The organism is Streptomyces sp. CA-106110, from assembly GCF_050936285.1.
Lineage (GTDB): Bacteria > Actinomycetota > Actinomycetes > Streptomycetales > Streptomycetaceae > Streptomyces.
Genome location: NZ_JBNJNB010000001.1, coordinates 10,017,073 through 10,040,991 on the forward strand (window position 1 = coordinate 10,017,073; position 23,919 = coordinate 10,040,991).

20 protein-coding genes are annotated in these 23,919 nt (G+C 72.7%); 6 read left to right on the forward strand and 14 right to left on the reverse strand.

The annotated features are described in order from the left end of the window. The first annotated feature begins 26 nt into the window (after positions 1 to 26). Complete coding sequence (locus tag ACQEXA_RS46255; RefSeq protein WP_432924803.1) at positions 27 to 1,070, forward strand: amidohydrolase family protein; 1,044 nt, start codon at positions 27 to 29, stop codon at positions 1,068 to 1,070. A 37-nt stretch (positions 1,071 to 1,107) separates the two neighbouring features. On the opposite strand, the gene ACQEXA_RS46260 is transcribed toward ACQEXA_RS46255, so the two are convergent. The 4 genes from ACQEXA_RS46260 to ACQEXA_RS46275 form a co-directional block, all read right to left on the reverse strand. Then, positions 1,108 to 2,313 (reverse strand): cysteine desulfurase-like protein, encoded by a 1,206-nt coding sequence (locus ACQEXA_RS46260; RefSeq protein ID WP_432924801.1) that lies wholly within the window; start codon positions 2,311 to 2,313, stop codon positions 1,108 to 1,110. Between the two features lie 273 nt (positions 2,314 to 2,586). Beyond that, positions 2,587 to 3,582: a lysylphosphatidylglycerol synthase transmembrane domain-containing protein gene (locus ACQEXA_RS46265; RefSeq protein ID WP_432924799.1), complete on the reverse strand. Its 996-nt coding sequence runs from the start codon at positions 3,580 to 3,582 to the stop codon at positions 2,587 to 2,589. 292 nt (positions 3,583 to 3,874) lie between these two features. Beyond that, positions 3,875 to 5,056 (reverse strand): PP2C family protein-serine/threonine phosphatase, encoded by a 1,182-nt coding sequence (locus ACQEXA_RS46270; protein WP_432924797.1) that lies wholly within the window; start codon positions 5,054 to 5,056, stop codon positions 3,875 to 3,877. A 226-nt stretch (positions 5,057 to 5,282) separates the two neighbouring features. Beyond that, positions 5,283 to 5,672 carry a hypothetical protein gene (locus tag ACQEXA_RS46275; protein WP_432924795.1) on the reverse strand — a complete coding sequence of 130 codons (390 nt, stop codon included), beginning with the start codon at positions 5,670 to 5,672 and terminating at the stop codon, positions 5,283 to 5,285. A gap of 132 nt (positions 5,673 to 5,804) precedes the next feature. Between ACQEXA_RS46275 and ACQEXA_RS46280 the strand changes: the two genes are divergently transcribed. Continuing rightward, a complete protein-coding gene (locus ACQEXA_RS46280; protein WP_432924792.1) occupies positions 5,805 to 10,439 on the forward strand; it encodes an HAD-IC family P-type ATPase in 4,635 nt (1,544 codons plus the stop codon). Positions 10,440 to 10,899: 460 nt separating this feature from the next. On the opposite strand, the gene ACQEXA_RS46285 is transcribed toward ACQEXA_RS46280, so the two are convergent. The 7 genes from ACQEXA_RS46285 to ACQEXA_RS46315 form a co-directional block, all read right to left on the reverse strand. Beyond that, entirely contained in the window at positions 10,900 to 11,046 is a 147-nt protein-coding gene (locus tag ACQEXA_RS46285) for a hypothetical protein (RefSeq protein WP_359396079.1), read from the reverse strand. A 65-nt stretch (positions 11,047 to 11,111) separates the two neighbouring features. Then, complete coding sequence (locus ACQEXA_RS46290) at positions 11,112 to 11,318, reverse strand: hypothetical protein (protein ID WP_359396081.1); 207 nt, start codon at positions 11,316 to 11,318, stop codon at positions 11,112 to 11,114. 18 nt (positions 11,319 to 11,336) lie between these two features. Next, a complete protein-coding gene (locus ACQEXA_RS46295) occupies positions 11,337 to 11,924 on the reverse strand; it encodes a DUF5947 family protein (protein ID WP_432924789.1) in 588 nt (195 codons plus the stop codon). Further along, a complete protein-coding gene (locus ACQEXA_RS46300; protein ID WP_432924787.1) occupies positions 11,921 to 12,472 on the reverse strand; it encodes a NifU family protein in 552 nt (183 codons plus the stop codon). The genes ACQEXA_RS46295 and ACQEXA_RS46300 overlap by 4 nt, the downstream gene beginning before the upstream one ends. After that, positions 12,465 to 14,258 carry a nickel-dependent hydrogenase large subunit gene (locus ACQEXA_RS46305; protein ID WP_432924785.1) on the reverse strand — a complete coding sequence of 598 codons (1,794 nt, stop codon included), beginning with the start codon at positions 14,256 to 14,258 and terminating at the stop codon, positions 12,465 to 12,467. Before ACQEXA_RS46305 ends, ACQEXA_RS46300 begins: the two co-directional genes overlap by 8 nt. A 37-nt stretch (positions 14,259 to 14,295) precedes the next feature. Next, positions 14,296 to 15,381 (reverse strand): hydrogenase expression protein HypE, encoded by a 1,086-nt coding sequence (locus ACQEXA_RS46310; RefSeq protein WP_432924783.1) that lies wholly within the window; start codon positions 15,379 to 15,381, stop codon positions 14,296 to 14,298. Continuing rightward, on the reverse strand, positions 15,378 to 16,625 hold the full coding sequence (locus tag ACQEXA_RS46315) for a hypothetical protein (protein ID WP_433132883.1): 1,248 nt from the start codon (positions 16,623 to 16,625) through the stop codon (positions 15,378 to 15,380). Before ACQEXA_RS46315 ends, ACQEXA_RS46310 begins: the two co-directional genes overlap by 4 nt. Before the next feature lie 356 nt (positions 16,626 to 16,981). Between ACQEXA_RS46315 and ACQEXA_RS46320 the strand changes: the two genes are divergently transcribed. Both ACQEXA_RS46320 and ACQEXA_RS46325 read left to right on the forward strand, forming a co-directional pair. After that, positions 16,982 to 17,194: a hypothetical protein gene (locus ACQEXA_RS46320; protein ID WP_432924779.1), complete on the forward strand. Its 213-nt coding sequence runs from the start codon at positions 16,982 to 16,984 to the stop codon at positions 17,192 to 17,194. Positions 17,195 to 17,248: 54 nt separating this feature from the next. Continuing rightward, the gene (locus tag ACQEXA_RS46325; protein WP_432924777.1) at positions 17,249 to 17,983 is read left to right on the forward strand and encodes an SOS response-associated peptidase; all 735 of its coding nucleotides are present in this window, start codon (positions 17,249 to 17,251) and stop codon (positions 17,981 to 17,983) included. Between the two features lie 27 nt (positions 17,984 to 18,010). Here the strand turns inward: ACQEXA_RS46325 and ACQEXA_RS46330 are convergent, their stop codons facing one another. Together ACQEXA_RS46330 and ACQEXA_RS46335 are read right to left on the reverse strand one after the other, a co-directional pair. Then, positions 18,011 to 18,715, reverse strand: a complete 705-nt coding sequence (locus tag ACQEXA_RS46330; protein ID WP_432924775.1) for a YqjF family protein — start codon at positions 18,713 to 18,715, stop codon at positions 18,011 to 18,013. 104 nt (positions 18,716 to 18,819) lie between these two features. Further along, positions 18,820 to 19,722, reverse strand: coding sequence for a universal stress protein (locus tag ACQEXA_RS46335; RefSeq protein WP_432924773.1), 903 nt, complete (start codon positions 19,720 to 19,722; stop codon positions 18,820 to 18,822). Positions 19,723 to 20,030: 308 nt separating this feature from the next. Between ACQEXA_RS46335 and ACQEXA_RS46340 the strand changes: the two genes are divergently transcribed. Both ACQEXA_RS46340 and ACQEXA_RS46345 read left to right on the forward strand, forming a co-directional pair. Next, positions 20,031 to 21,062 (forward strand): hydroxyacid dehydrogenase, encoded by a 1,032-nt coding sequence (locus ACQEXA_RS46340; RefSeq protein ID WP_432924771.1) that lies wholly within the window; start codon positions 20,031 to 20,033, stop codon positions 21,060 to 21,062. Beyond that, the gene (locus ACQEXA_RS46345) at positions 21,059 to 22,975 is read left to right on the forward strand and encodes a DUF2264 domain-containing protein (RefSeq protein WP_433132885.1); all 1,917 of its coding nucleotides are present in this window, start codon (positions 21,059 to 21,061) and stop codon (positions 22,973 to 22,975) included. The genes ACQEXA_RS46340 and ACQEXA_RS46345 overlap by 4 nt, the downstream gene beginning before the upstream one ends. Here the strand turns inward: ACQEXA_RS46345 and ACQEXA_RS46350 are convergent. After that, complete coding sequence (locus tag ACQEXA_RS46350; protein ID WP_433132887.1) at positions 22,963 to 23,811, reverse strand: chitosanase; 849 nt, start codon at positions 23,809 to 23,811, stop codon at positions 22,963 to 22,965. The two genes, ACQEXA_RS46345 and ACQEXA_RS46350, sit on opposite strands and share 13 nt — an antisense overlap. Positions 23,812 to 23,919 lie beyond the last annotated feature (108 nt).

Sequence of the window (23,919 nt, forward strand, 5' to 3'; positions counted from 1 at the left end):
GCGCGACCACAGGAATGGGACCCCGCATGACATCACTGCAGACAGCGGCAGGCGCGGCCCGGGTGGCCGGTGCGGAGATCGGTGAGCCGGCGGGCGGCGATGCACGCCGGGCGCGGGTGGACGTGCACCACCACTACACCGCGCCCGAGTGGATGGACTGGGCGGAAGGGCAGGGCATCGTTCAGCGCGGGAAACTGCCCCCGTGGACCCGCTGGGACGTCGACAGCGCGCTGGCGTTGATGGACGGCGCGGGCATCCGTACCAGCGTGCTCACCGTCGCCATGCTGGGACGCCTGCAGGACCCGGAGTTGCGCAAGGAGAGCGCCCGGGTGGCCCTGCAGGCCGCCAGTGACCTCACCCGGAGCCACCCCGGCCGCTTCGCGTTCTACACCCCTGTCTTCCTCGAGAGCCCTGACCTGTCGATCTGGTCGGTCCGGCACGGCATGGACGACCTCGGGGCGGTCGGCGTCAGCGCGCGGACCAGCGTCAACGGCGTCCACCTCGGCCACGCCTCGCAGGACAGGATTCTCGCCGAACTGAACGACCGCTCCGCCGTGATCAGCACCCACCCGATGGAGGTCCGGCCGGGGGGTGCGGAGCTGGAAGGCGTCCCGCCGTTCCTGTGCGACTTCCTGATGGACACGACACGCGCGGCGATCAGTCTCATCATCAACGGCACCCTGGACCGTTTCCCGGATCTCACCTTCATCCTGCCGCACGGAGGCGGATTCCTGCCCTACATCGCAAGCCGCATCGAGGTGTTCAGCGACCATCTGATGCCGAAGGTGGATCACGTCCGGATCCGCGACTACCTGCATCGTTTCTACTACGACACGGCCGCGCCCATGTCCCCGTCGGCCACGCCGACTCTGCTGGCCGCCGTGGACCCTTCCCGGATCCTCTACGGCAGCGACTGGCCCCCCACCCCGGCCCATCTGGTCACGGGCGTCACCGCGCCCGCGCTGGACAACGACCCCGCTCTCGACGAGGTCCAGCGCCGCCGTATCAACCGCGACAACGCCTGTCGGCTGCTGCCGGCCCTGGCCGCGGGCCACCGCGGGCCGGCCTAGCGGCCGCCGGCCCGAGGGGCGCGCATCGGCGTGTTCCTCAGCGACGCAGAAAGTCCGCGAGGCCCTCCAGGAGCCGGTCGACGTCCGCCGAGTCGTTGTAGGGCGCGAGCCCGATTCGGAGTCCGCCGGTGTCGCCGAGCCCGAGGCGGCGTGAGGCCTCGGGCGCGTAGAAGGATCCGGCAGGCGCGTGGAGGCCGCGTTCCGCCAGGAAGCGGTAGGCGTCCGCCGTGTCCTGGCCTTCGAAGGTCAGCAGCAGGGTCGGGGTGCGGTCGGCTGCCCGGGAGTGCACCGTGACCAGGGCGAGCCCGGAAAGGCCCTTGTCGATCTGTGCGCGCAGCGTGTCCTCGTGCTCTTCGAGCGCGTGGAAGGCGGAGGCCAGGCGTTCTCGGCGGGTGCCGGTGGCATCGGCGTCCAGACCGGCCAGGAAGTCGACCGCGGCGCGCGTACCGGCCAGCAACTCGTAGGGCAGCGTGCCCAGTTCGAAGCGCTCGGGTACCGCGTCGCTGGAGGCCGCCAGCTTGTCGGGGTGCACGGTTTCCAGCAGTTCGGGCCGGGCGGCGAGGACGCCGTGGTGCGGTCCGAGGAATTTGTAGGGCGAGCAGACGAAGAAGTCCGCGCCCAGTCGCGCGATGTCCACCAGGGAGTGGGCGGTGTAGTGGACACCGTCGACGTAGAGCAGGGCGCCGGCGTCGTGGACCAGGCGGGAGATCGCGGCGATCGGGGGCCGGGTCCCGATCAGGTTGGAGGCGGCCGTGACGGCGACGAGCCGGGTGCGTTCACCGAGGACCGAGGCGATGTGCTCGGGGGTCAGTTCGCCCGTCCGGGGGTCGAAGTCGGCCCACCGGACGGTCGCGCCGGACTGTTCCGCGGCCTGGATCCAGGGCCGGACGTTGGAGTCGTGGTCGAGGCGGGTGACGACCACCTCGTCGCCGGGCGACCAGGTCTTGGCCAGGGCGCGGGAGAAGTCGTAGGTGAGCTGGGTGGCGCTGCGCCCGAAGACGATTCCGGACGGGGCCGCGCCCAGCAGATCGGCCATGGCCTCGCGGCCGCCGGCCACGATGGCCTCGGCGTTGCGCTCTCCCGCGGTCAGCCGGCCCCGGTTCGAGAGAGGCTGCGCGAACGCGTCGGTGATGGCCCGGATGACGGGCTCGGGGGTCTGGGTGCCTCCGGGCCCGTCGAAGTGGACGCTGCCGGTGGCCAGGGCGGGGAACTGCGCACGGATGCCGGTGATGTCGTAGTGCACGAGGGGCTCCTGTCCTGGGCTGGGGTCGGGCGAGCGGTGGGCGGAAGGCGGTCACGGACGTCGGTGCCGGTCCATTCGCCGCAGTGCCCGCGCCAGAGACGGTAGCCGAGGGCACCGACGACAGGGGTGCCGGCCGTCAGGAGGCGGCCGGCAGGCCCCCGCGTACAAGGTCCGCCGGGCGGCCCGGAGGTGGTGTGTGGCGGTCTCCCGCTCGTGCGGCGGACTGCCGCGCCCTCGATCCGGACCGGCTATCCCGGTACGGGCGGACCCGGATCACAGCACTTTGCGGTGGACCAGGGTGGCGAGCACCAGCGTCCCTGGCAGCAGGGGCAGCCAGACCGTCAGGACGCGATAGCCGATCACGCCGGCCGTGGCCAGCTCCATCGGTGCGCCGTAGGCGACCAGGGCGAACACCGTCGCCGCGTCCACGGGGCCGATGCCGCCCGGCGCCGGCACGGCCCCGACGGCGGTGCTCGCGGCGAGGAACGCGAAGATCACCTGCGTCCACGGCAGTCCCATGCCCAGCGAGGATCCGACCGAGGCGATCACGCATGCCTGGAACACCGGGGCGACCGCGGACCCGCCCCACAGGGCGAGCACCCGGCTGGGCCGGGTGTGCAGAATCCGTGCGTCGGTCAGAGCGGTGCGCGCGAGGGCCAATGCCGGGCGGCGCAGCGGGCGTACGACCGTGAGCAGTACGGCGACGGCCGCGACACCGATCACCGCGATCCCGGCGGCGAGCAGCAGCGTTCTGGTGTCCGGGAGGAGTCGGCCGAGCTGCAGCGTCCTGGGGAACGCCACGACGAAGAAGAGGAGCACGGCCGTCTTCGCGATCGGCTTCACCAGTGAGTACAGGGCCAGCGAGGCGGTGGCCCGGGCGAACGGGATACCGCGGCCCTGCAGGAAGCGCAGGGTGACGGCATGGGCTCCGATGCTCGCCGGCAGCACATGGTTCGCGGCGCCGGCGGCGAACTGGGAGGCGAGCAGCGGCCCGGGCGGGAGCTTCTCCGGCACGGCTCCCTGGCGGACGCACGCGGCGGTCACCCAGCCCAGGCAGGTGAAGAAGACCCCGGCCAGCAGCCACCAGGGGTCGGCGGAGACCAGCCGGGCGGTGCCGCCGCGCACGGCACGCCAGTCGGCGGCGGCCCACGCACCGATCAGCAGGAGCGGGAGCAGGGTCAGCACCCGGCGGGCCAGGCGCGCGAGGGAGGGGCTACGGACGGGGGCGGGGAGCGGCCCGGGGAGCTCTTCGAGCGGGAGCAGGGACACGGCGCACAAGGTCCTTCCGCGTCGCACCCGCGTGATACGCGGCGGACGGAATACAAGCCGAGGCAGAGGGGACGGCGGAAACCTTCCCGGCCGGTGTGACCGTACGGTGTCCGGCAGTCGAAGGCGCGTCGTCCGGCGGGCGACACCGCCGCGGCCGGGGGTTTCGCGGCGAACAGCTCCTGACGCCGGAACCCCGTCCGGCCGGTCACGGGCCGCCTGAGTCCGGGCCGGGTGATGGGCACACCAGTCGCGGCGCATCCCGGGCGGGAGAGCCCCAGCTGGGTGGCCGCTGTCAGCGCAGGGACCGGTGCGTAAGGGACGGGCGGCGGGCCGAGTGGCCGGCCTGGGCGGGCCCCTGACCGCCGGTGACGGCCTCGCGGCGCACCACGACCAGCGCGGCGTCGTCCTGGAAGGTGCCGCCGCAGTGCGCGACGATGTCGTTGCGGAGACGAAGAATGAGATCGCCCGGGGTGTCCGCGTCCTTCCAGGCCGACAGTCGCTCGTCGAGCGGATAGAAGCGGTCGGCCGAGTCGCGCGCCTCGGAGACCCCGTCGGTGTAGAGCACCATCATGTCGCCGGGTGCGAAGGGGAAGGTGTCCGCGCTTCCGCCCGGGACCCCCGGCAGGCACATGCCGAGGGGGAGCGCGTGCTGGCCCGGCGCGAGGGCGACGACCCGTCCGGCGTGCAGCCGCAGCGGCGGCGGGTGCCCGCAGTTGAGGATGTGGACCTCGGGTACCTCGTCCGGGATGTCGATGAGAGCGGCGGTGATGAAGGACTCGTCCGCGTCGGTGCCTTGCCTGCCCGGCTGGGACAGACTCCAGCACAGCGTCGCCTCGATCTCGCTCCGCAGCGCGGGGAGGCTCGGTTCGTTGTGAGCCGCGCTGCGGAAGGCGCCCAGTACCAGGGCCGCGTCCTCGATGGCGGGCAGGCCCTTGCCGCGGGCGTCTCCGATGAGCAGACGCGTCCCGCTCCTGGTGCGAACGGCGGCGTACAGGTCGCCGCCGATGCGTGCCTCCTCCGTGGCCGCGCGATAGGCGCTGGCGATACGCAGCACACCCATCTGGTCGGGCAGGGGCTGCAGTACGACCTGCTGGGCGGCTTCGGCCACCGACCGCACCTGTTTGAGTTTCGCGCTGTGCCGTTCACGCAGCCGGCAGAAGAGCACGGTGAAGGCGCCGATCACGATCAGGGAGATGAGCTGGGTCTCGTGGTTGGAGGTGAGAACGCTGTTGCGGATCAGGGAGATGGCCATGAGCGCCGCCACGGCGAGGGCCGCGATGAGTGCGGTGAGCCGGGAGCCGCCGAACGAGGCGGTGAGTGCGGGCGCGACCACGAGCAGTGGTCCCAGATGGATGTCCTCCGGCGCCAGGACATCGGCGATCGTGATCGCCACGATCAACGCGATCGGGATGGCCACGAGTCCCCGGTTCGACTGCCACGACCAGCGGATGCCTCCGCCAGGCAAAAGCCGCATATCTCTTGCATACACCCGGGCGTCGGCCCGCGGATACTCGGCCGGTGCGCGGACGGGGAGTCAGGGAGCCCGCCGCAGGAGGCGGCGGCCACGGACGTGCCGGCGTCGTGTGGGACCCGTCGGCACGTCCGGCCTCCGTCGAACCGGTCTCAGCCGGCTCGGGCGGCGCGGGCGGCTCGGCCCGGGGACCGCCGGGGGAGGGCGACGCGAACGCGTCGCACGCACCTCACTTGGCGGCGGGCGGGGCGAGCAGTCCGTTGTGCCTCAGCAAGGCGTAGCCGATGCCGATGCCCGCGGCCACCGGCCACTCCAGGGCGCCGATCACCGCCAGCGCCCCGAGGCCCGCGTACAGCGGCAGGCCGCCTTTGGCCGGCAATACGCGGCGGGCGGTCTCCACGGGCACGGCCGCGGCGTCGACCGCGCGGCCGGCCGCCTCGCCGAGGGGTGGGACGGTGATGGTGATCTGCTTGCCGGATGCGGTGGTGGATCTCTTCTTGGGCGCTTTCGCGGCCCGCGGAGTGGCGGGCCGCTGTGTCGTCTTCGTCCTCGAGGCGGGGCGCGTGGCGCTCCCGCTCCGGGTGGCCGGGCGTTTCGCAGCGGTCTTCGGCGTGGTCACGGTTCACATCCGTTCGTGGGTCCGGGACTTCGCCCCCCAACGAGGCACAAGCTACCTGTGGGGAATTGAGGCTGCGAGCCAGGAATCCATTCGGCTCAGCACGCCGCGCGAGCCCGCCCGTACCGGGTCAGGATGATCGCCATCGAACCGGGGGACCGCCGCTCGGGAGGTGCCACCCAGATGTCGCTGCTGTCCGGAGTACGTCTACCGCTGCCGTTCGCCGTGCCACTGAGCGGGTTCTTGGCGGGCGGAGTGGCCGCCGGTGTGCGCGGTGCGTCCGACATGGCCGCCATGCTGCTCGGGCTGGAGCGACGCGATGTGTGGTCCCGCCAGGGGCGCTGCCATATCGAGGTGCGGGGAGTCCGGGGCCCCGGCGGCACATGGGTGTCACATGCCGTGGAGCACGCGCTCGAGCAGCATCCCGGCGTGCTGTGGGCCCGGGTGAACGCACCGGCGGAGCGGGTCGTGGTGCAGTTGGCCTCGCCCCCGCCGCCCCAGCAGGAGCTGATCCGGATCATCGCCCGTGCCGAGTCGCACGGGGTCGGCGCCGGGGAGTCGGGCACGGTCGACCGGTGGTGCCCCGAGCCCCACCATCCGTCCGAGGGGCCGAGCAGGCGGCCGACGCTTCCGGTCCTGATCGCCGACGTCGCGGGTCTCCTGCTCACGGTGGCCACACGGGTGTCGCCCTGGACGCCCCTGCCGGCCGAGGCGGGTGCGCTGGCCACGGCGGTCCAGTACCACCCGTGGCTGCGCAGGGTGGCACTGGCGCGCGTCGCCGGGCGGGAGGGCACGGGTGGGCCGGTCGTTCCCGTCGTCAACGCCTTCGTCCAGGGCATGGCCACCCGCGGCGGAGGACTGGTGCTCGACGTCGCGCAGCGCATGGCGCAGTGGCGCGAGGCGAACGCCGAGCTCGATGCGTGGGTGGAGGCTGAACCCCGGCTCGTGCGGGGGCCGCAGGACGCGCAGGCCGAGCCGATCGTGGTGGAACGGCCCGAGGCACATGAGGACGTGACGGCGCGCTACGCCAGACGGGCGATGGGGACGGGCGCCGCGATCGGCGCCCTGGCCACCCCGTACGCGGGACCACGGCGCGCCCTGGCGGTGGCGCTGGCCAGCATGCCGAAGGCACCGGAGGCCGGCCGGGAGGGCTTCGCCACCAGCCTCGGCAGGTTCCTCGCGCTACGCGGTGTCGTGGCGATGGACCGCAGCGCGCTGCGCCGCCTGGGCCAGGTGGACACCGTGCTCCTCGACGTGGACGTACTGCGCGGCGGCCGGTACGAACTGACCGGACTGGAGGTGCTCGGCGGCGTCGGGACGGAAGAGGTCTCCGACCCGCTGTTCGCCCTGTTCGATCCGGCGGCGCCCGCGCGGGTCCGCAGCGACGGCGACGGCTGGGCGCTCGGCCCCCTGGAGGACCTGGACCTGACCGGCCGCACCGGGCGGCAGGCCGCGGACCGGTTGCGCAGCCGGGGCAGCGAGCTGGTTCTGGGCCTCGCCCGCCGGCGCCGGCTCATGGCCGTGGCGGGGGTGGCGATGAAGACGCTTCCGGGCGCGCAGACCCTGGCGGCGGCGGCCCGCCGCTCGGGCCTGCGAGTGGTCCTCGCCAGCGACCAGCCCTCCCCGGAGCTCGGCTTCGTGGACGCGATGGTGCCCGGGGACGGCCACCTGGTGGCGTCGGTGCGCGCGCTGCAGGCGGACGGTGCGGTGGTGCTCCTGGTGTCGGGCAACCGCCGGGCCCTCGGGGCGTCCGACTGCGGCATCGGAGTCCACCGCGAAGGGGAGCCGCCGGCCTGGGGCGCACATCTGCTGGTCGGTACCGACCTGGACTCGGTCGCGCTGATCATGACCGGAGTCGGCGTGGCCCGCCAGGTCGACCGGGACAGCGCGGTGCTGGCCGCGAGCGGCAGCGGCATCGGCGCGGTCGCGGCGATGCGGGCACCGGCGTCCGAGGCGTGCTCGCGCGGACAGGCGGCGTGCAACACCGCGGGCGGGATCGCGTTCTGCATAGGCGTCTGGCGTGCCCGGCGGCTGTACTCGCATCCCATCACCCCGTCCGTGGAGACCGTGCCGTGGCACCTGATGCCGCCCGCGCGGGTCCTCGAACGGTTGCGTACGAGCATTGACGGGCTCCCTGCCGAGGAGGCCGCGGCGCGGGCGAAGGGCGACTCGACCGGGGGAGCGGCGCCGCGCACCACGCTGCCCTCGGCGTTCGTCGAGGAACTCGCCAACCCGCTGACCCCGGTGCTCGCCGGCGGGGCGGCCCTGGCCGCCGCGGTGGGCTCGCGGGCGGACGCCGCGCTGGTCGCCTCGATCACCGCCATGTCCGCGCTGGTCGGCGGCTTCCAGCGGGTCAGGACCGAGCGCGCCCTCGCGGAGCTGACCGCCCGCTCGGCGGTCGGCGCGCGGGTGCGGCGCGGCGGTGGCGAGCGGCTCGTCACCGCCGAGGACCTGGTGCCCGGTGACGTCATCCTGCTGCGGCCCGAGGACGTGGTTCCCGCCGACTGCCGTCTGCTGGAGGCCGCGGGCCTCGAGGTCGACGAGTCGTCGCTGACCGGCGAGTCGCTGCCCGTGGCCAAGGACCCGGCCCCGGTGGTCGCCGCGCAGCTCCCCGAGCGCAGCTCGATGCTCTACGAGGGCACCACCGTCTCCGCCGGGGAGGCGGTGGCCGTGGTCGTGGCGACCGGAGCGGCCACCGAGGTCGGGCGGACCATGGCCAGCGCACGGGAGGCCGCACCGGCCACCGGGGTCGAGGCGCGGCTGTCGTCGCTCACCAGGGCCAGCCTGCCGGTGGCCGCGGCCTCCGCGGTGGCGGTGGTCGGCGCCGGACTGCTGCACGGACGCCCGCTCGCGCAGAGCCTGGCCTCGGCGGTGAACCTGGCCGTCGCATCGGTCCCCGAAGGTCTGCCCTTCCTGGTCAACGCGGCCCAGCTGGCCTCCGCGCGCCGCCTGGCCGACCACGGCGCGCTGGTCCGCAACCCGCGGACCATCGAGGCGCTCGGCCGGGCCGATGTGCTGTGCTTCGACAAGACCGGCACCCTCACCGAGGGCGATCTCCAACTCGCCGCCGTCAGCGACGGAACCCGCACCCTCTCCCTCGACCGGCTCGGCCCGCCGCACGAGGCGATCCTGGCCGCCGCGCTGCGTGCCACCCCCGCCGCCCGGCAGTCCGCGCCCATGGCGCACCAGACCGACCGGGCGGTGGACATGGGCGCCCGCACGGCAGGGGTGTCCGTCAGCCGCGACGCCCCCCGCTGGGAGCGTACGGACACCCTGCCCTTCGACCCGTCCCGCGCCTACCACGCCACAGCGGGCCGCACCGCGGGTACCGGCCTGCTCAGCATCAAGGGCGCCCCGGAGGTCGTGCTGGCCCGCTGCACGCGCCGGCGTCTGAACGGGACCGAGACCGCGCTCGACGCCGCCGGGCGCAGGGCCCTCACCGTGGCCACCGAGGAACTCGCCGGGGCCGGCAAGCGGGTCCTCGCCGTGGCCGAACGGACCATGCTCCCGGACGAGGAGCTCACCGACGACGTCGTGCAGGACCTGGTCTTCGCCGGTTTCGTCGTCCTGGCCGACCCGGTGCGGCCCGGTGCGGCCCCGGCCACCGCCCGGTTGCGCGCGGCCGGCGTGCACACGGTCCTGCTCACCGGGGACCACGCCGCGACCGCCGAGGCCATCGCGGCCTCCGTCACCGGTGACCCCGAGCAGACCGTCTGCACCGGACCGGAGTTGGACGAACTCGACGACGAGTCGCTCGACGTGCTGCTGCCGAAGGTGGACGTGATCGCCCGGTGCACCCCGCGCCACAAGGTCCGTATCGTGCAGGCGTACCAGCGACTGGGCAGGGTCGTGGCCATGACCGGCGACGGCGCCAACGACGCCCCCGCCATCCGCCTCGCCGACGTCGGCATCGCCCTGGGGCGGCGCGGCACCCCCGCGGCCACGGCCGCCGCCGATCTGGTGATCGGTGACGACCGACTGGAGACGATCGTCACCGCCCTGACCGAGGGCCGGGCGATGTGGACCTCGGTCAGGACCGCGCTGGCCATCCTGCTCGGCGGCAACCTGGGCGAGGTCACGTTCAGCGTGCTGGCCTCCGCCGTGGTCGGCAGTTCACCGCTGAGCGCCCGGCAGATCATGCTGGTCAACCTGCTCACCGACCTTGCTCCCGCGCTGTCCATCGCGGTGCGCACACCCGCCGAGAGCACCGGGGAACAACTGCTCGAGGAAGGTCCCCACCACTCGCTGGGCACCGCGCTGACCCAGGAGATGCTGCAGCGCGGGCTCACCACGGCCCTCGGTGCGGGGCTGGCCTGGACGGCCGCCCGCTTCACCGGTACGCAACGCCGGGCCGCCACGGTGGCGCTGGTGGCGGTGGTCGGCACCCAGCTCGCACAGACCCTCATCAGCGGCGGCGCGGACCGCCAGGTGCTCGCCGCCACCGTCGGCTCGGCCGGCGTGCTCGTCGGCATCGTCCAGACGCCGGGCGTCAGCCAGTTCTTCGGATCCACCCCGCTGGGACCCGTCGCCTGGGGCATCTCCCTGTCGGCTATCACCACCGCCACGCTGCTGCACGCGGGCCTGCGGCCGCTCGCCTGCCGGCTGGCCGGTTCGGTCTGGCTGCCCTCGGGAGACGAGCAGACCGAAGGAGACGGGGAGCCGGCGCCGCTGCCGTCGGCCGCGGCCGCCCTGGTCGCCGTACCAGCCGGCTGGCTGACCTCGGCCCTGTCCCGCCTCGGCCTCCAGGCACCGGACCTCGGCCTCACCTAGTCCGTGACCGGAACCCGCGGAGGCCGATCCGGTGCTGAGGTACAGCCCGGCCGGTCCGCACGGACGAAGGCCTGAGGCTCGGCGCGGCGGGCCCGACGCACGGCCCGACGGGCGGGGAGCTTCCGGGTGGGTGGGTCTTGGCGCACGGCGACGGGGCGGGGATGTCGGGGCCCATGACGCGCGGCGATCGGGCAGGGCTGCCGGGGCGGTGGGCTTGGCGCACGGCGGCGGCCGTCGTGCATGGCGACCGGGCGGGGCTGCCGGTTCGGTGCGCTTGGCGCGCGGCGACCCGGCGGGGCTGCCGGGTCGTGGGCTTGGCGCGAGCCCCTGCACGCACCGGCCGGCCGCTCAGCTCGGTCATGGTCTGCCGTACCGGCGGCGGGTACCGCGGGCGCGCACGCGGCCGGGCCGCGCAGCGGACTGCGCGGCCCGGCCCAATGGCGCCCGGCGGGAGGGCGGGTCAGCGGCGGCGCCTGGTGACGCCCGGCAGTCCCACCATCCGCCAGATCCTGACTTCGCGTACCAGCCCGGGCATCTCCCGGCACAGTACGACGGTCGCCAGGCCCGCAATGAGCAGCGCCTCGGCGATCAGCACTCGTCTGGCCATGTTCCCTACTCCTCGGTCCTTGTCTGCGATGCCGCACCGGAAGCGGCGCGGTGGTGGATGCCGCCTCATCCGGGAGGAAGGTTCGGCATGGTCTTGGCGATCGCGTTGTGCTTGCGCCAGTGGATTCCGGTCGAGCGGCGGGCGTCGGCGGTCCCGTCCTTGTGGTGTCCGGTCTGACGGCTGTAGGGCCCCCTGTTGCCCTCGTGCAGCCCGGAGACATGGGTCGGGGTGTCGGGTTTCACGTGCGGCTTGCCTACTCGGATGATGCCCATCAGCTCCTCCTTGCCGGTCTACGGTTGTTCGGTCAGCTCCGCGAAGAACTGGTCCACGGCCGGCCACACCCGGCTGCCGCCGGACAGGCCCCGCCATTCCCGTCGGACGAGCGCGACCATCCGGAAGCAGTCGTCGATGGGGACGATCCAGTGCTCCTCCGCGGAACGGGCGGTGTTCACCAGTAGCGCCTCCACATCCGGTTCGAGGGTGGCGAGCGGGGGGCACTGGGCGACGACCTCGCGCCATGCCTCCGGGTCTGCCTCCCAGCGCGCGGCCCCCGCGGGGCTCGGGTAGTGCGCGGTCACGGTGCTGTCCGCACGCGCGATGAAGAAGGCCAGCCCCACCGGGACGCCTAGGGCGCGAGTACCCACCGGAGGCAGGCGTACCCGCCGGCTCGGCACCAGCCGGTACCGCCCCTCGCTCGCCTCGGCCTCGACGAAGAGCAGGGAGCAGGGCCGGCAGGCGCACAGCACCTCGTCGTTGCCCACGTCGAGCAGATGCCGGTGGTCGGACGGGGTCTCGACGCCGCACAGGTCGCAGCGCTCCGCCTCCGGTCGCCGGTCCGCGGCGGAGCGGATGACGCGGGCCAGAGCACCGGAGGTCATGACGGCTCGGCGACGGACGCCGGACGCAGGGTGAGTGCTTCGAGCGGTACGAAGGTGCTGCGCCGCCCGTCAGCCCCCGGCGCCCGTTCGACGCCGGAGAGCTCGGGGGCAAGGGTGAGCACGGCCTCGCGGACCGCCTCCTCCAGTTCGGCGGAGGAGGATCCGCAGCCCTTGGCGGCGAGCCGCACCCGGGCGACGCCCTCCTCCACGGCCGTCAGCTCGACGTCCCCGCCCCGTTCGAGCACCGAGGGGCGCAGCGCGTCGACCGCGCGCTCGGCCCGGCGCTCGGGCGGTTCCGGGTGGATGTCGTGAAGCACCAGGAGATGGCCGATGAGCTGGTCACCGGCCATACGGTCGACGAGGGCGCGGTCGGCGCCGTCCAGTACCCGGGCCAGCGCCTCCCCGTAGACCGCGGCGAGTACCTGCACCGCCTCGATCGCGGCGCCGGTCATGGGCCCCGGGGCGCCCTCGATCTGCTCGAGCAGGAGGTCGAGGCGCGTCAGCCGTTCGGCGACCGCCGCCTCGTCGAGCCGCACGGACTCAGGCATGAGCCGCTCCGTACGTGGGCGAGTGCAGCTTGGTCAGCGTGTTGCCCTTGCCGAGGTACATGTGTACCCCGCAGGGCAGACAGGGGTCGAAGCTGCGGACGGTGCGCATGATGTCGACGCCCTTGAAGTCGTCGGGGCCGTTCTCCTCGAAGATCGGCTGGCCTTGGACGGCGTCCTCGTAGGGCCCGGGGGTGCCATACATGTCCCTCGGGCTGCCGTTCCACGGCGTCGGCGGGTACGGGTGGTAGTTCGCGATCTTCCTGTCCTTGATCACCAGGTGGTGGGAGAGGACACCGCGCACCGCTTCGTGGAACCCGCAGCCGATCGCCTCGTCCGGCACCTCGTAGTTCTCGAAGACCTTGGTCTCGCCGGCACGGACGAACCCCATCGCCTTCTCGAGGAAGTAGAAGGCCATGGCGGCGGAGTACGCGACGAAGTACGGCCGGGCCCGGTCGCGTTCGAGCGTGTTGCTCCACTTGGGGATCTTCCACTCCAGCGTCATCTCCGGCAGCTGCTCGCTCTTGGGCAGCGAGATCTCCACACTGCGGCCGGTGGCCTTCACGTACGGCGTGTCGACCATGCCGTTGAGCGCCGTCGACCACAGGCGGGCCAGGGGGCCGCCGCCGGTGTCCAGCGGAAGGTGCTCGGAGGTCTTCTTGTTGTACCAGCGAGGGCTCATCACCCAGCTGTAGTTGCCGTCGAAGTCGCGCTTCTGCGGCATCGGGACCGTCGTCTGGTTCCAGGGGTGGCGCATGTCGACGGGGTTGCCGAGCGGGTCGTGGGTGACGAACGGCTGCTCGTTCGCCCAGTCCTCGTAGTAGGAACTGCCCAGCAGGATCCGGATGCCCAGGTTGATGTCGACCAGGTCGTTGGTGACGAGTTCGCCGTCCACGACGACGCCGGGGGTGACGTACATCGCCTTGCCCCACTCGCTCATCGTCTCGTAGCGGTAGTCGCACACGTCGGGGTTCTGCCAGGCGCCCCAGCAGCCGAGCATGATGCGCCGCCGGCCGACCTCCTCGTAGCCGGGCATCGCCTCGTAGAAGAAGTCGAAGACGTCGTCGCTCATCACGACGGCCTTCTTGACGAAGTCGAGCACGCGCACCAGGCGGGAGAGGTAGTCGGTGAAGGTGGTCGGCTCCGGCATCGTGCCGACACCGCCCGGATAGAGCGTGGAGGGATGGACGTGGCGCCCCTCCATCAGGCAGAACATCTCCCGGGTGATCCGGCTGACCTTCAGCGCCTCCTTGTACACCTCGCCCTCGAACGGGTTGTAGGCGCGCATCACGTCGGCGATGGTCCGGTACCCGTGGATGTTCGCGTGGCGTGCCTCGGTGCGCTCGGCCCGCGCCAGGAGGCCGGGGTTGGTGGACTTGACCATGGCTTCGCAGAAGTCGACGAAGACCAGGTTGTCCTGGAAGATCGTGTGGTCGAAGATGTACTCGGCCGCCTCGCCCAGGTTGACGATGGTGTCGGCGAGCATCGGCGGCTTGACGCCATAGGCCATCTGCTGGGCGTAGTTGGAACACGTGGTGTGGTTGTCACCGCAGATCCCGCAGATGCGCGACGTGATGAAGCCCGCGTCGCGCGGGTCCTTGCCTCGCATGAAGACGGAGTAGCCCCGGAAGAGGGACGAGGTGCTGTGACACTCCACGACTTCCCGGTTCGCGAAGTCGATCTTCGTGTAGATGCCGAGATTGCCGACGATCCGGGTGATCGGGTCCCAGGACATGTCCACGATCTGCGCGGGTTTGCGCTTGGCGCCCCGCGCCTCGGTTGCCGTCATGTCCGTGTTTTCCTCGCTCTCTTTCGCTTGTCCGGTCTCAGGGGCGCCAGTGGGCGTCGTAACCGCTGGTCAGCTCGGCCTTGGGGTGACGCCACTTGGGTTCGCGGTTGACCGCCATGTTGGTCAGGCCGCGCAGTCGCCGGATCACGGCCCCGTAGGGTCTGATCAGGGCGGCGGAGAAGGTGGCGCCCGTCGGCTCGTCCATGAACGGCATGAAGGCGTCCGGGAAGCCGGGCATCGTGCAGCCGATGCAGATGCCCCCGACGTTCGGGCACCCGCCCACGCCCGCCATCCAGCCGCGCTTGGGCACGTTGCAGTTGACGACAGGACCCCAACAACCCACCTTGACCATGCACTTGGGGGAGTTGTAGTCCCGGCCGAAGTCGGCCTGCTCGTAGTAGGCGGCGCGGTCGCATCCCTCGTGCACCGTCTTCCCGAACAGCCACTGCGGACGCAGCATGTGGTCCAGCGGGGGCGGCGGTGCCGACCCGGCCGCGTGGTAGAGCACCCAGGTCAGCGTCTCCATGAAGTTCTCGGGCTGGATCGGGCAGCCCGGCACGTTGACGATGGGCAGTCCGCCCTGAGACTTGAACTCCCAGCCCAGATAGTCGGCGAGGCCCATGGAGCCCGTGGGGTTGCCGGCCATCGCGTGGATCCCGCCGTACGTGGCGCAGGTACCGGCGGCGACCACCGCCCAGGCGCGGGGAGCGAGGTGGTCGATCCACCAGTTGAGGGTGAGCGGCTCACCCGTTTCGGGGTCGTTGCCGAACGAGGTCCAGTAGCCGTCGCCCTGGATGATCTTCTGGTTGGGGATCGAGCCCTCGATGACCAGGATGAAGGGCTCCAGGTCGCCGCGTGCCGCTGCGCGGAAAGGAGCGAGGAAGTCCTCGCCGCCCATGCTGGGCGAGAGCACCTTGTTGTAGAGATTGACCTTCGGCAGGCCCGGTACGAGCCCGAGGACGATGTCCTCGATGGCGGGCTGACCGGCCGCCGTCATCGAGATGGTGTCGCCGTCGCAGCTCATGCCCTCGGAGATCCACAGGATATGGACCTCGTCGAACCCGCGTGGTTGCTCGGCCTTGTCGTTGCGTCGGCTGACCTTGGTACCGCTTTCCACGGTCATGTGCTCGGCCTCCCTTGCAGTCGGTCCCGGAGTCGGTCGTGGGCCGCGGCCACCGGTCCGGCGAACGCCAGGGCGGGAGACGCGTCGGATGCGTGCGGATGTGGTTCGGTCGTGGCACCGCGCTCGTCGGGGGCGGCGGCGTCCGCGGCCGGTACGGCGCCGGCGGCCGTCGGGGCGAGGGAGCGGATGGCTCCGTGCAGCCGGGCCAGCACCTCCGGCGGCATGGTCTCCACCCGGTCCAGGATCGACGCGGCCCGGGCGTCGGTGGCGCGGGCCTCACGTTTCTCGTCGTCCGTGAGCAGCAGCGTCCGCAGGGTCAGGATCTCGTCGATCTCCGCGGCGTCGTGCAGGTCGCCCGGACTTTCCGGCGCCACCTGCGGGTGGTCGGGCAGGATGAGCGGGGCGGACAGGACGAGGCCGTCCGATCCCTCCTCGCCGGCGAGCACCGGGAAGGTGTGCAGGTTGCGGCAGTCCCGGACGTGAGCGGCGGCCTCCTCGGGCGGGTCGATGGAGGAGAGGAAGCTGATTCCCTGGCCGCCGATCAACGTGTGTGTCGCGATGAGCGCATGGCGCAGGGCCTCCTCGCGAGGGGTCTCCGGCGGGGTCGCCTCACCGGTGTTCTCCGTGCGCACCCGGAGCCGGTGCAGTCCTCCGGGGCCGGGGAGCCGCTCGGCGTACAGCGTCGTCCGCGCCTCGACGGGGCACCGCCGGCGCACCAACCGCCCCACGCCATCGGGAAGTTCCTCCGTCTCCTCACCGCCGGGAGCGGCCAGGGCGAAGTGCCGCTCACCTGCCAGGAGGGCGGCCAGCGGAACGACGAGGTCGCTCTCGCGCGGCACCGCCTCGTCGAAGGCCAGATGGACGTCGCCGGCTGTCTCCACGGAGTCCACGGGGGTGTAGCGGCCGTCCTCCTCCCGGAGCTCGACGACCCTCTGCTGCATCTGCAGATAGCGCACGCGCACCTGGACCACGGCCTCGCGCCCTGCCCGCAGCAGGCATTCGGTCTGCTGCTGCCAGGACTCCACGGACCCCGAGATGCTCGGCGCGACGGGGCCGTGGGCCCCCGCCCAGGCACGCGGCGCGAGGATGCCGAACTGCCAGCGCACGCGGTTCTTGGGCGACGATCTCCGGTACGGGTAGAGGAGGTAGCCCTCGTAGAGGACGGCGTCGGCCACGGCGCAGGCCTCGTCGACCGCGGAGTGCGCCACGCGCGCGCTCCCGGGCTCCCGGTCAGGGTCGCTCACCGTAGCTCCTCACTCGCCAACTGTCCCTATTGCAGTGGTTTACAACGATCACACCTTTTATCGGATTCGGCGCGCATTGGGCGGCGGACGGGTGAGTGGCGCGTCGGCTTGGGAGGACCGCGGAGTGGTGGGGCGAGATGCCTCCGGATGCCGCCGTTCGGCCATTCGGGTGGTCGCGTCGTGGCCGTCGCGGCGCGTATGAGGGACGGGGACGTGTGCCCCGCGTGGGGGTGGCAGGCTGCGGGCGCTGGGCCGGGGCCGTTGCGGCGAGTCGCGGCCCTGCCGGGCGGCACCGCGCTCGCGCGTAGTGGGGGCCGTCGGCCGTTTCGGAGCGCGTACCAAAGGAGCGGAGGCCCGTGGAGACGAGCCCGGTCGACTGCGCCGAACCGTCCGGCCCCGGTGCCGTTGGCACCGAGTCGGCGTACCGCCGGGGGCGAGCGGCCCAGGCCGGTGGCGCGGCGTTCGGTGACGCGAGTGCGTGGGACCTGTTCCGGATGGCGTTCGCCTCGGTGACCCCGCCGGGGGCGCGTCGGGGGTCCGCGCTCGGGGGCGACCTCGCCCGCTCGTGACCGCCCCCGCCCAGGTGCCGGAGTCCTCGTCACGACGCGTGGCACAGTGAGCCCATGTGCGGTCGATATGTCTCCACCCGCAGCCCCGAGGACCTGGCCCGGCTCTTCCAGGTCACCGACTGGAACCGTCAGGACGCCCTGGAGCCCAACTGGAACGTCGCCCCGACCGACGACGTATGGGCGGTGCTCGAGCGCGCGCCCCGCGGCGGTGGCACCGTGCGGCGGCAGTTGCGGCCGTTGCGCTGGGGGCTGGTGCCGTCCTGGGCGAAGGACCCGAAGACCGGCGCAAGGATGATCAACGCCCGGGTGGAGACGGTCCATGAGAAGCCGGCCTTCCGCCAGGCCTTCCTCAAACGGCGCTGTCTGCTGCCCGCCGACGGGTTCTACGAGTGGCAGCAGGTCCCGGCGGCCGGCCCGGCGAAGGCGCACAAGCAGCCCTACTTCATCAGCCCCGAGGACGGGCAGGTGATGGCCCTGGCGGGGTTGTACGAGTTCTGGCGGGATCCGGCGGTGGCCGAGGACGACGACCCCGCGGCCTGGTGGACCACCTGCACGGTCATCACCACGGACGCCACCGACGCCGCGGGCCGCATCCACCCGCGCATGCCCCTCGCCGTGCCCCCCGACCAGCAGGACGGCTGGCTGGACCCCGAGCAGCATGACCCGGCCCGGCTGCACGGAGTGCTGCACCCGCCCGCGGACGGCCGGCTGGCCGCCCGCCCGGTGTCCATGGCCGTCAACAACGTCCGCAACAACGGCCCCCAGCTGCTCGATCCGGTCACACCCTAGGTCCCGGGCGGGTTCGACCCCGGCCGCTCAGTGGCGGCGGACCGGATGCGGCAGTGCGAACCGCACCGCGCTCACCCGTGGCGAGAAGTGGAGCACCGGGGGCCCGGCCGGCGCGGGAAGCCCGGCCGCCGCCGTCAGCGTCTGGCGCAGTTCCACCGCCTCGGCACGGCACAGCGGCCACGGCTCGTGATCCACGGAGGTCTGCCACAGCACCCGGCCGGTGCGGGTGAAGGCCCGCCAGCGGGAGATCAGCCACACGTCCCTCGGATCCGGGTCGATCGGTTCTCCTGGACGGACGGCGAGGCGATAGGACGGGAATCCCCCGCGACGCACTCCGGCATAGCGCACCGTGGCGCCCTCCTTCCGCACCTGCAGCACGCCCAGATGGTAGGGCGCGCCGATCAGCCACCCCGCCAGCATGGCCGGCACGGCGACCTCCAGGGAGAGGAACCACAAGCCGTCGAGGCCGTCGGGGCGGTGCACGAAGGTGCGCAGATTGGTCTCCGCGAAGGACGACGGAGTCGGTGGCAGAACGCCGGGGCGCAGAGCCGACATGACGAAGGGCGTGAACCCCACCCACGCCGCGTCCTCGTAGGTGTCGACGGTCAGCCCCGGCGGCAGCAGCGCCTGCACGCTCCGCGGGTCGTAGGGCCAGTGGACGAAGGTCTGACTCAGCCACCGCGCCTTGAACAACGGCAGAACGACATGCCGTTCCCTGGTGTACGACACCATGGCCACCAGCCTACGCAGCGGCCCGGCCCCCGGCCGGTCGCAAGCCCGGTGGCGCTGCCCCGAGCGTGCCGCCCCCCAGGTCGGCTTCGCGCGGCCCCGCTGCGTCAGGTGCCCTTGTCCTCGACCGGGACGAGTGGGTGGGGCACGGCGATGACAGGGCATCCGGCGTGGCGCAGTACGCCCTGGCTCACCGAGCCCAGCAGCAGACCGGCGAGGCCGCCGTGGCCCCGGGTCCCCACCACCAGGGCCGCCGCATGCGCGGACTCCTCGGCCAGAACCCTCGCCGGATGACCGCTGACCACGTCCAGGCGCAGCTCCACGTCCGGGTACTCCTCGGCGCGGCCGGCGGTGGTGCGGGAGAGCAGAAGCTGGCCTTCCTGCCACGCCTGGTCCTCGTCGAGTCCGCCGAGCAGCCCCGGCGGCCGCACGTACAGCGCCCTCAGGACCGCGCTCCGCAGTGCGGCCTCCTCGAAGGCGAAGGCGACGGCGGTGGCCGAGCGCGCGCTGCCGTCCACGCCGACGACGACGTACTCGGGCCGGTCGGGGAGGTGTTCCGGCTCGGGCACGACGACCACCGGGCAGCGGGCATGGGCCATGACGGGCAGAGTGATCGAGGTCGGTCCGAACACCTCGGTCATCCGGCTCGGATGCCGGGACCCCAGTACGAGGGCCGTGGCGTCGTGGGCCTGCTCCCGCAGGATCTCCACCGGGTGCCCTTCGGCCAGCAGCCCGGCCACCTCGACCTGCGGCTGGCGGGCTTCGGCGAACGCCACCGCCGCCTCGAGGAGATGCTCTCCCGCGTCGTGCAGCGCGTGGTCCCGCGCACTCCAGGAGGGCGGCATGTCCCATCTGCGGAACTCCGTGGTCGGCACGCTGTCGACATGCACCGGGCGCAGCGGCACCCGGCGACGCGCCGCCTCGTCGGCCGCCCAGGCCAGAGCCGCGCGCCTCGCCGGGTCGGGATCGACGCCGACCACGATGGGCCGGCCGCCGTCCGGTCGGGTCATGGTCGTCTCCACCAGCGCTGGGCCGGCCCGTCCGGTACTGACGTGCGGGCAGCCGCTAACGGCTGCGCGCCCGCGCCCGGGGCGGCGGCTGCCGGGACCTCCTGGATCGCGCCGCGAGCCGCCGCCATGGCGTTCCTTCGTTCACCACCAGTCTGTACGCAGGCCGCCGCGCAAGCACGGGCGGACCCGACCTGCTTGGCCCGCCACCAGGAGGTGACCGGCCCGATCGGTGCCTTGACCGCTTCCCACCGGACCAAGAGGATTCCTCCCGCCGCACGTCCGCAGCGAGTGAGGAGTTCCCCAGCCCGATGACTCTCTCGACGCCGGGTCCCGGCTTCCACCCCCGTGCCGCCCTCGCCATGTCCCAGGAGGCCGCCGCGGCCGTCCTGGACCCCGAGTCGCTCGGCGCACTGGCCGCGATCTGCGACCTCGCCCCGTCGCCCGTCCTCGACGACCTCACCACCCCGCGGGCCCGGGCCGTCCTCGCCGAGGTCGACCTCCTGGTCACCGGCTGGGGCTGCCCCCCGCTGGACGCCGCCGCCCTGGCGGCTGCGCCCCGACTGCGCGCGGTGGTGCACACCGCGGGCAGCGTGCGCTCGCACATCACCGAAGCCTGCTGGGAGCGCGGCATCGAGGTGTCCTCCGCCGCCTCGGCCAACACGGTGCCGGTCGCCGAGTACACCCTCGCGATGATCCTGCTCACCGGCAAGCAGGTCCTGGAACGAGCCCGCGACCACCGCGTCCACCGCACCGGGGACACCTGGCTGCGCACGCCCCGCGCCGTCGGCAACTTCCGCCGCACCGTGGGCATCCTGTCGGCGTCGCTCATCGGCCGCCGGGTCATCGAGCTGCTGCGCCCGCACGATCTCGAAGTGCTCCTGTACGACCCGTACGTCACCGACGCGGACGCGGCGGAACTCGGCGTGACCCGGGCCGGGTTGCCCGAGCTGTTCACGCGCAGCGACACCGTCAGCGTGCACACCCCGCTGCTGCCCGCGACCCGCGGTCTGGTCGGCCGCGAGCTGATCGGGGCGATGCCCCCGGGCGCCGTACTGATCAACACCGCCCGGGGCGCCGTCGTCGACCAGGACGCGCTGACCGACGCCGCCGTCGCGGGCCGCATCCGTGCCGTCCTCGATGTGACCGATCCCGAGGTACTGCCACCCGAGCACCCGCTGTGGGACTGCGACAACGTGCTCATCACCCCGCATCTGGCAGGCAGTCAGGGCAACGAGTGGCGCCGCCTCGCCGAGCTCGCCCTGGCCGAGACCGCGCGCTGGGCGTCGGGCGCGGGCTTCCTGCATCCCGTACGACGCGAAAGGCTGGCGTTCCAGGCGTGAGCACCCCCTTCGAACTGCCCCCGGAAGACCGCGAGTCGAGCCCGTACACCGGCTACCTCCGAGCCCACTGGGAGGCCGTGGCCGACGGGCTGCTGGCATCCGCGTGGCGCTGGAGCACACCGGGCGGTGCCCTGCTCGACCTGCCCGGACGGCCCTCTCGCTCGGGAGTGCGCTCCGACGGTCTTGAGGGCTACGCCCGCACCTTCCTCGCCGCCGCGTTCCGCGTGGCCGGCGCCGGCGGCGGCGACCCGCACGGCTGGCTGGAGCGGTATGCGTGCGGTCTGGACGCGGGTACGCGGACCCCGGGCCGCGACGACGGCGAGTCATGGCCCCTGATCCTCGGTCACGACGTCCAGGGCCAGCCGATGGTGGAGTCGGCGTCCGTCGCGCTCGGGCTGCGGCTGACCGCGCCCTGGCTGTGGAAGCACCTCGCCCCCGGGGTCCAGGACCGGGCGGAGGAGTGGCTGCGCGGAGCACTGCGGCACACGCCCTCGCCGAACAACTGGTACCTCTTCCCGTTCACCGTCGCCGGGTTCCTGGAGTCCGTGGGCCGCGGCGACGCGGAGACCGCCGGGGCCCGGGAACGCGCGCTGGAACTGCTGGAGGGCTGGTACCGCGGCGACGGCTGGTACGCGGACGGGGACGGACGCGCCTTCGACCACTACAACGGCTGGGCCCTGCACCTGTATCCGGTGCTCGACGCCCACCTCGGCGGGCACGCGGAACTGTCCGCCCTTCACGGCGCCCGGCTGCGCACGCACCTGGACGGCTTCTCGTCGATGTTCGGCGCGGACGGCGCGCCGCTGTACTTCGGCCGGTCGCTGACCTACCGGTTCGCCGCATCGGCGGCCGTCGGTCTGGGCGCCGTCACCGGCCACACCCCGCTGTCGCCCGGCACCTCCCGACGGCTGATCAGCGGCAGTCTGCGCTACTTCCTGGACCGCGGCTGCCTCACCGAGGACGGGCTGCTCGGCCTCGGCTGGCACGGCCCGCACGAGGCGACGTTGCAGAGCTACTCCGGTCCTGCGTCCCCCTACTGGGCGTCCAAGGCGTTCGTGGCCCTGCTGGCGCCGGCCGGCGATCCCCTGTGGACGGCGCGCGAGGAGCCCGCGCCGGTGGAGGCCGGCGACCGTGTTCTCGCCCTGCCCGCACCGGGGTTGCTGGTGCAGTCGACTCAGGCGGACGGGATCGTACGACTGCACAACCACGGCAGCGACGACGTACGTCCGCACCAGGGAGAGTCGGCGGCGGAGGACGATCCGCACTACGGCCGCCAGGCGTACTCCACACGCACCGGGCCCACGGCCCTCGGGAACGTCGCGGACAACCACTTCTCGGTCGTGGTGAACGGCCGCCGAAGCGTACGGCGCCGTATCAGTCTCCTGGGGGCCGAGCACGACGACGGCTGGGGCTGGGCCGCGTCCTGGCACCGGCCCGTCTTCGCCGCCGGGCCGCCGATGGTGCCGGGCCTGCGCGTGGAGAGCGTCACGGTGGTGCGGGGGCGGTACGAACTGCGGGTCCACCGTGTGGCCGGGGCGCCGGAGGGTGCCCGTGTCACCCAGACGGGATGGGCCAGCGGACCCGAGGAGCCCGTCGTGTCGGCGCTGCACGGGCTGTACGGCTGGGACGACGGCCTTGAGACGGTCCGCGCGCCGCAGGGCACGGCCTGGACCCGCTGGGCCCGGGTGCCAAGGCTCACCGGGCCCGGCGGAGGCACGTCGGTGCATGTGTGCCTGGCCGTCCTCACCGCCGAACCCGGGCCCGCGCCCCTGGCCGACGTCGTCGCCGGCGTGCTGGCCGACGACGACGCCGTCGAGGTCACCTGGGCCGGGGACGGGGCCCGGACCCGGGTGGAGTTCCGGCCGTTGAAGGTCTCACTCGTGGAGCGGGAGCCGGGCCGTCAGCCGATGTGATAACTGTCGCCGTACACCTTCCAGTCCAGCGGCGGGTCGAGGTTCAGATTGCCCTTGCGCAGGAAGACACGCTGTTCGGTGTCGACCCGGCTGGTGTCGCTGTGCGCCTCCTCCTGCTTCATCGCCCACACCCGCGCGTCGAGGAAGGCGTTGAGGTATGCCACCTCGCCGCCGCCCTGCGCCGGCGGCTTCGCCGTGCGCAGGGCGCGCTTGCGGATGTTGCGGAAGCTCGTGGGGTCGTCCCCGTCGCCGTGCATCACGATCGCGTCGTAGTACGTGAACTGCCCGAGGACGCCGAGGCCGTCGGCCTTGCCCTGCTGGACGGCCGGGTTGAAGTACACCCGGTCGCGTTCGTCGTTCTGCGCCTGCTGGAACGCCGTGTCCTGGGCCGCCTTGCGCCAGTCCCTGGGGAAGTTGGGGTCGAGTCCGTCGTGCGAGTCGGTGCCGTTCACCTCGCGCAGTGCGGGAAGGTACTTGGCGAGGACGTTGCCGGGCTTGCGGTCGGTGTAGAGCTGGACGAGGTCGAGCATGTCGCCGGTGCCGGAACAGAATCCGATGATGCCGGCCGTGTAGCCGCGTCCGTCGCCGATGTCCTCGATGTACTTGTACTGCGCCTTCCAGTCGAGGGAGGAGTTCTCCGCGCTCGACACCAGCTTCATGGCGATCTCCTTCTTCGCCGGGTCGTCGAGTCCGGTCGCCTTCGCGGCTGCCGGAGTGGCCGAGACGCTCGTGGCGTCAAGGAGCGGGACTGCCGCCAGGGAGGCGCCGATCAGCGCGAGGACGGTGCGGCGGGAGGTGCCGCGGGCGCCCTGCGTGTCGTGGAACGGATGTACCACGGTGACTCCAAGTGGGTTCGGGGGGTGGTGAGTTGTACTGATAGGAAGGTTTACTATCAGATCCCCTGAGTGTTGGGTACCCGTCAAGCGCCAGGTTTCCGGCGGCGA

Excerpts from the sequence above, each read along its gene's own strand:
- ACQEXA_RS46255 (WP_432924803.1), top strand. The coding sequence starts at position 27 with ATGACATCACTGCAGACAGCGGCAGGCGCGGCCCGGGTGGCCGGTGCG.
- ACQEXA_RS46270 (WP_432924797.1), bottom strand. The coding sequence starts at position 5,056 with ATGCGGCTTTTGCCTGGCGGAGGCATCCGCTGGTCGTGGCAGTCGAAC.
- ACQEXA_RS46280 (WP_432924792.1), top strand. The coding sequence starts at position 5,805 with ATGATCGCCATCGAACCGGGGGACCGCCGCTCGGGAGGTGCCACCCAG.
- ACQEXA_RS46285 (WP_359396079.1), bottom strand. The coding sequence starts at position 11,046 with ATGGCCAGACGAGTGCTGATCGCCGAGGCGCTGCTCATTGCGGGCCTG.
- ACQEXA_RS46290 (WP_359396081.1), bottom strand. The coding sequence starts at position 11,318 with ATGGGCATCATCCGAGTAGGCAAGCCGCACGTGAAACCCGACACCCCG.
- ACQEXA_RS46295 (WP_432924789.1), bottom strand. The coding sequence starts at position 11,924 with ATGACCTCCGGTGCTCTGGCCCGCGTCATCCGCTCCGCCGCGGACCGG.
- ACQEXA_RS46300 (WP_432924787.1), bottom strand. The coding sequence starts at position 12,472 with ATGCCTGAGTCCGTGCGGCTCGACGAGGCGGCGGTCGCCGAACGGCTG.
- ACQEXA_RS46305 (WP_432924785.1), bottom strand. The coding sequence starts at position 14,258 with ATGACGGCAACCGAGGCGCGGGGCGCCAAGCGCAAACCCGCGCAGATC.
- ACQEXA_RS46310 (WP_432924783.1), bottom strand. The coding sequence starts at position 15,381 with ATGACCGTGGAAAGCGGTACCAAGGTCAGCCGACGCAACGACAAGGCC.
- ACQEXA_RS46325 (WP_432924777.1), top strand. The coding sequence starts at position 17,249 with ATGTGCGGTCGATATGTCTCCACCCGCAGCCCCGAGGACCTGGCCCGG.
- ACQEXA_RS46330 (WP_432924775.1), bottom strand. The coding sequence starts at position 18,715 with ATGGTGTCGTACACCAGGGAACGGCATGTCGTTCTGCCGTTGTTCAAG.
- ACQEXA_RS46335 (WP_432924773.1), bottom strand. The coding sequence starts at position 19,722 with ATGACCCGACCGGACGGCGGCCGGCCCATCGTGGTCGGCGTCGATCCC.
- ACQEXA_RS46340 (WP_432924771.1), top strand. The coding sequence starts at position 20,031 with ATGACTCTCTCGACGCCGGGTCCCGGCTTCCACCCCCGTGCCGCCCTC.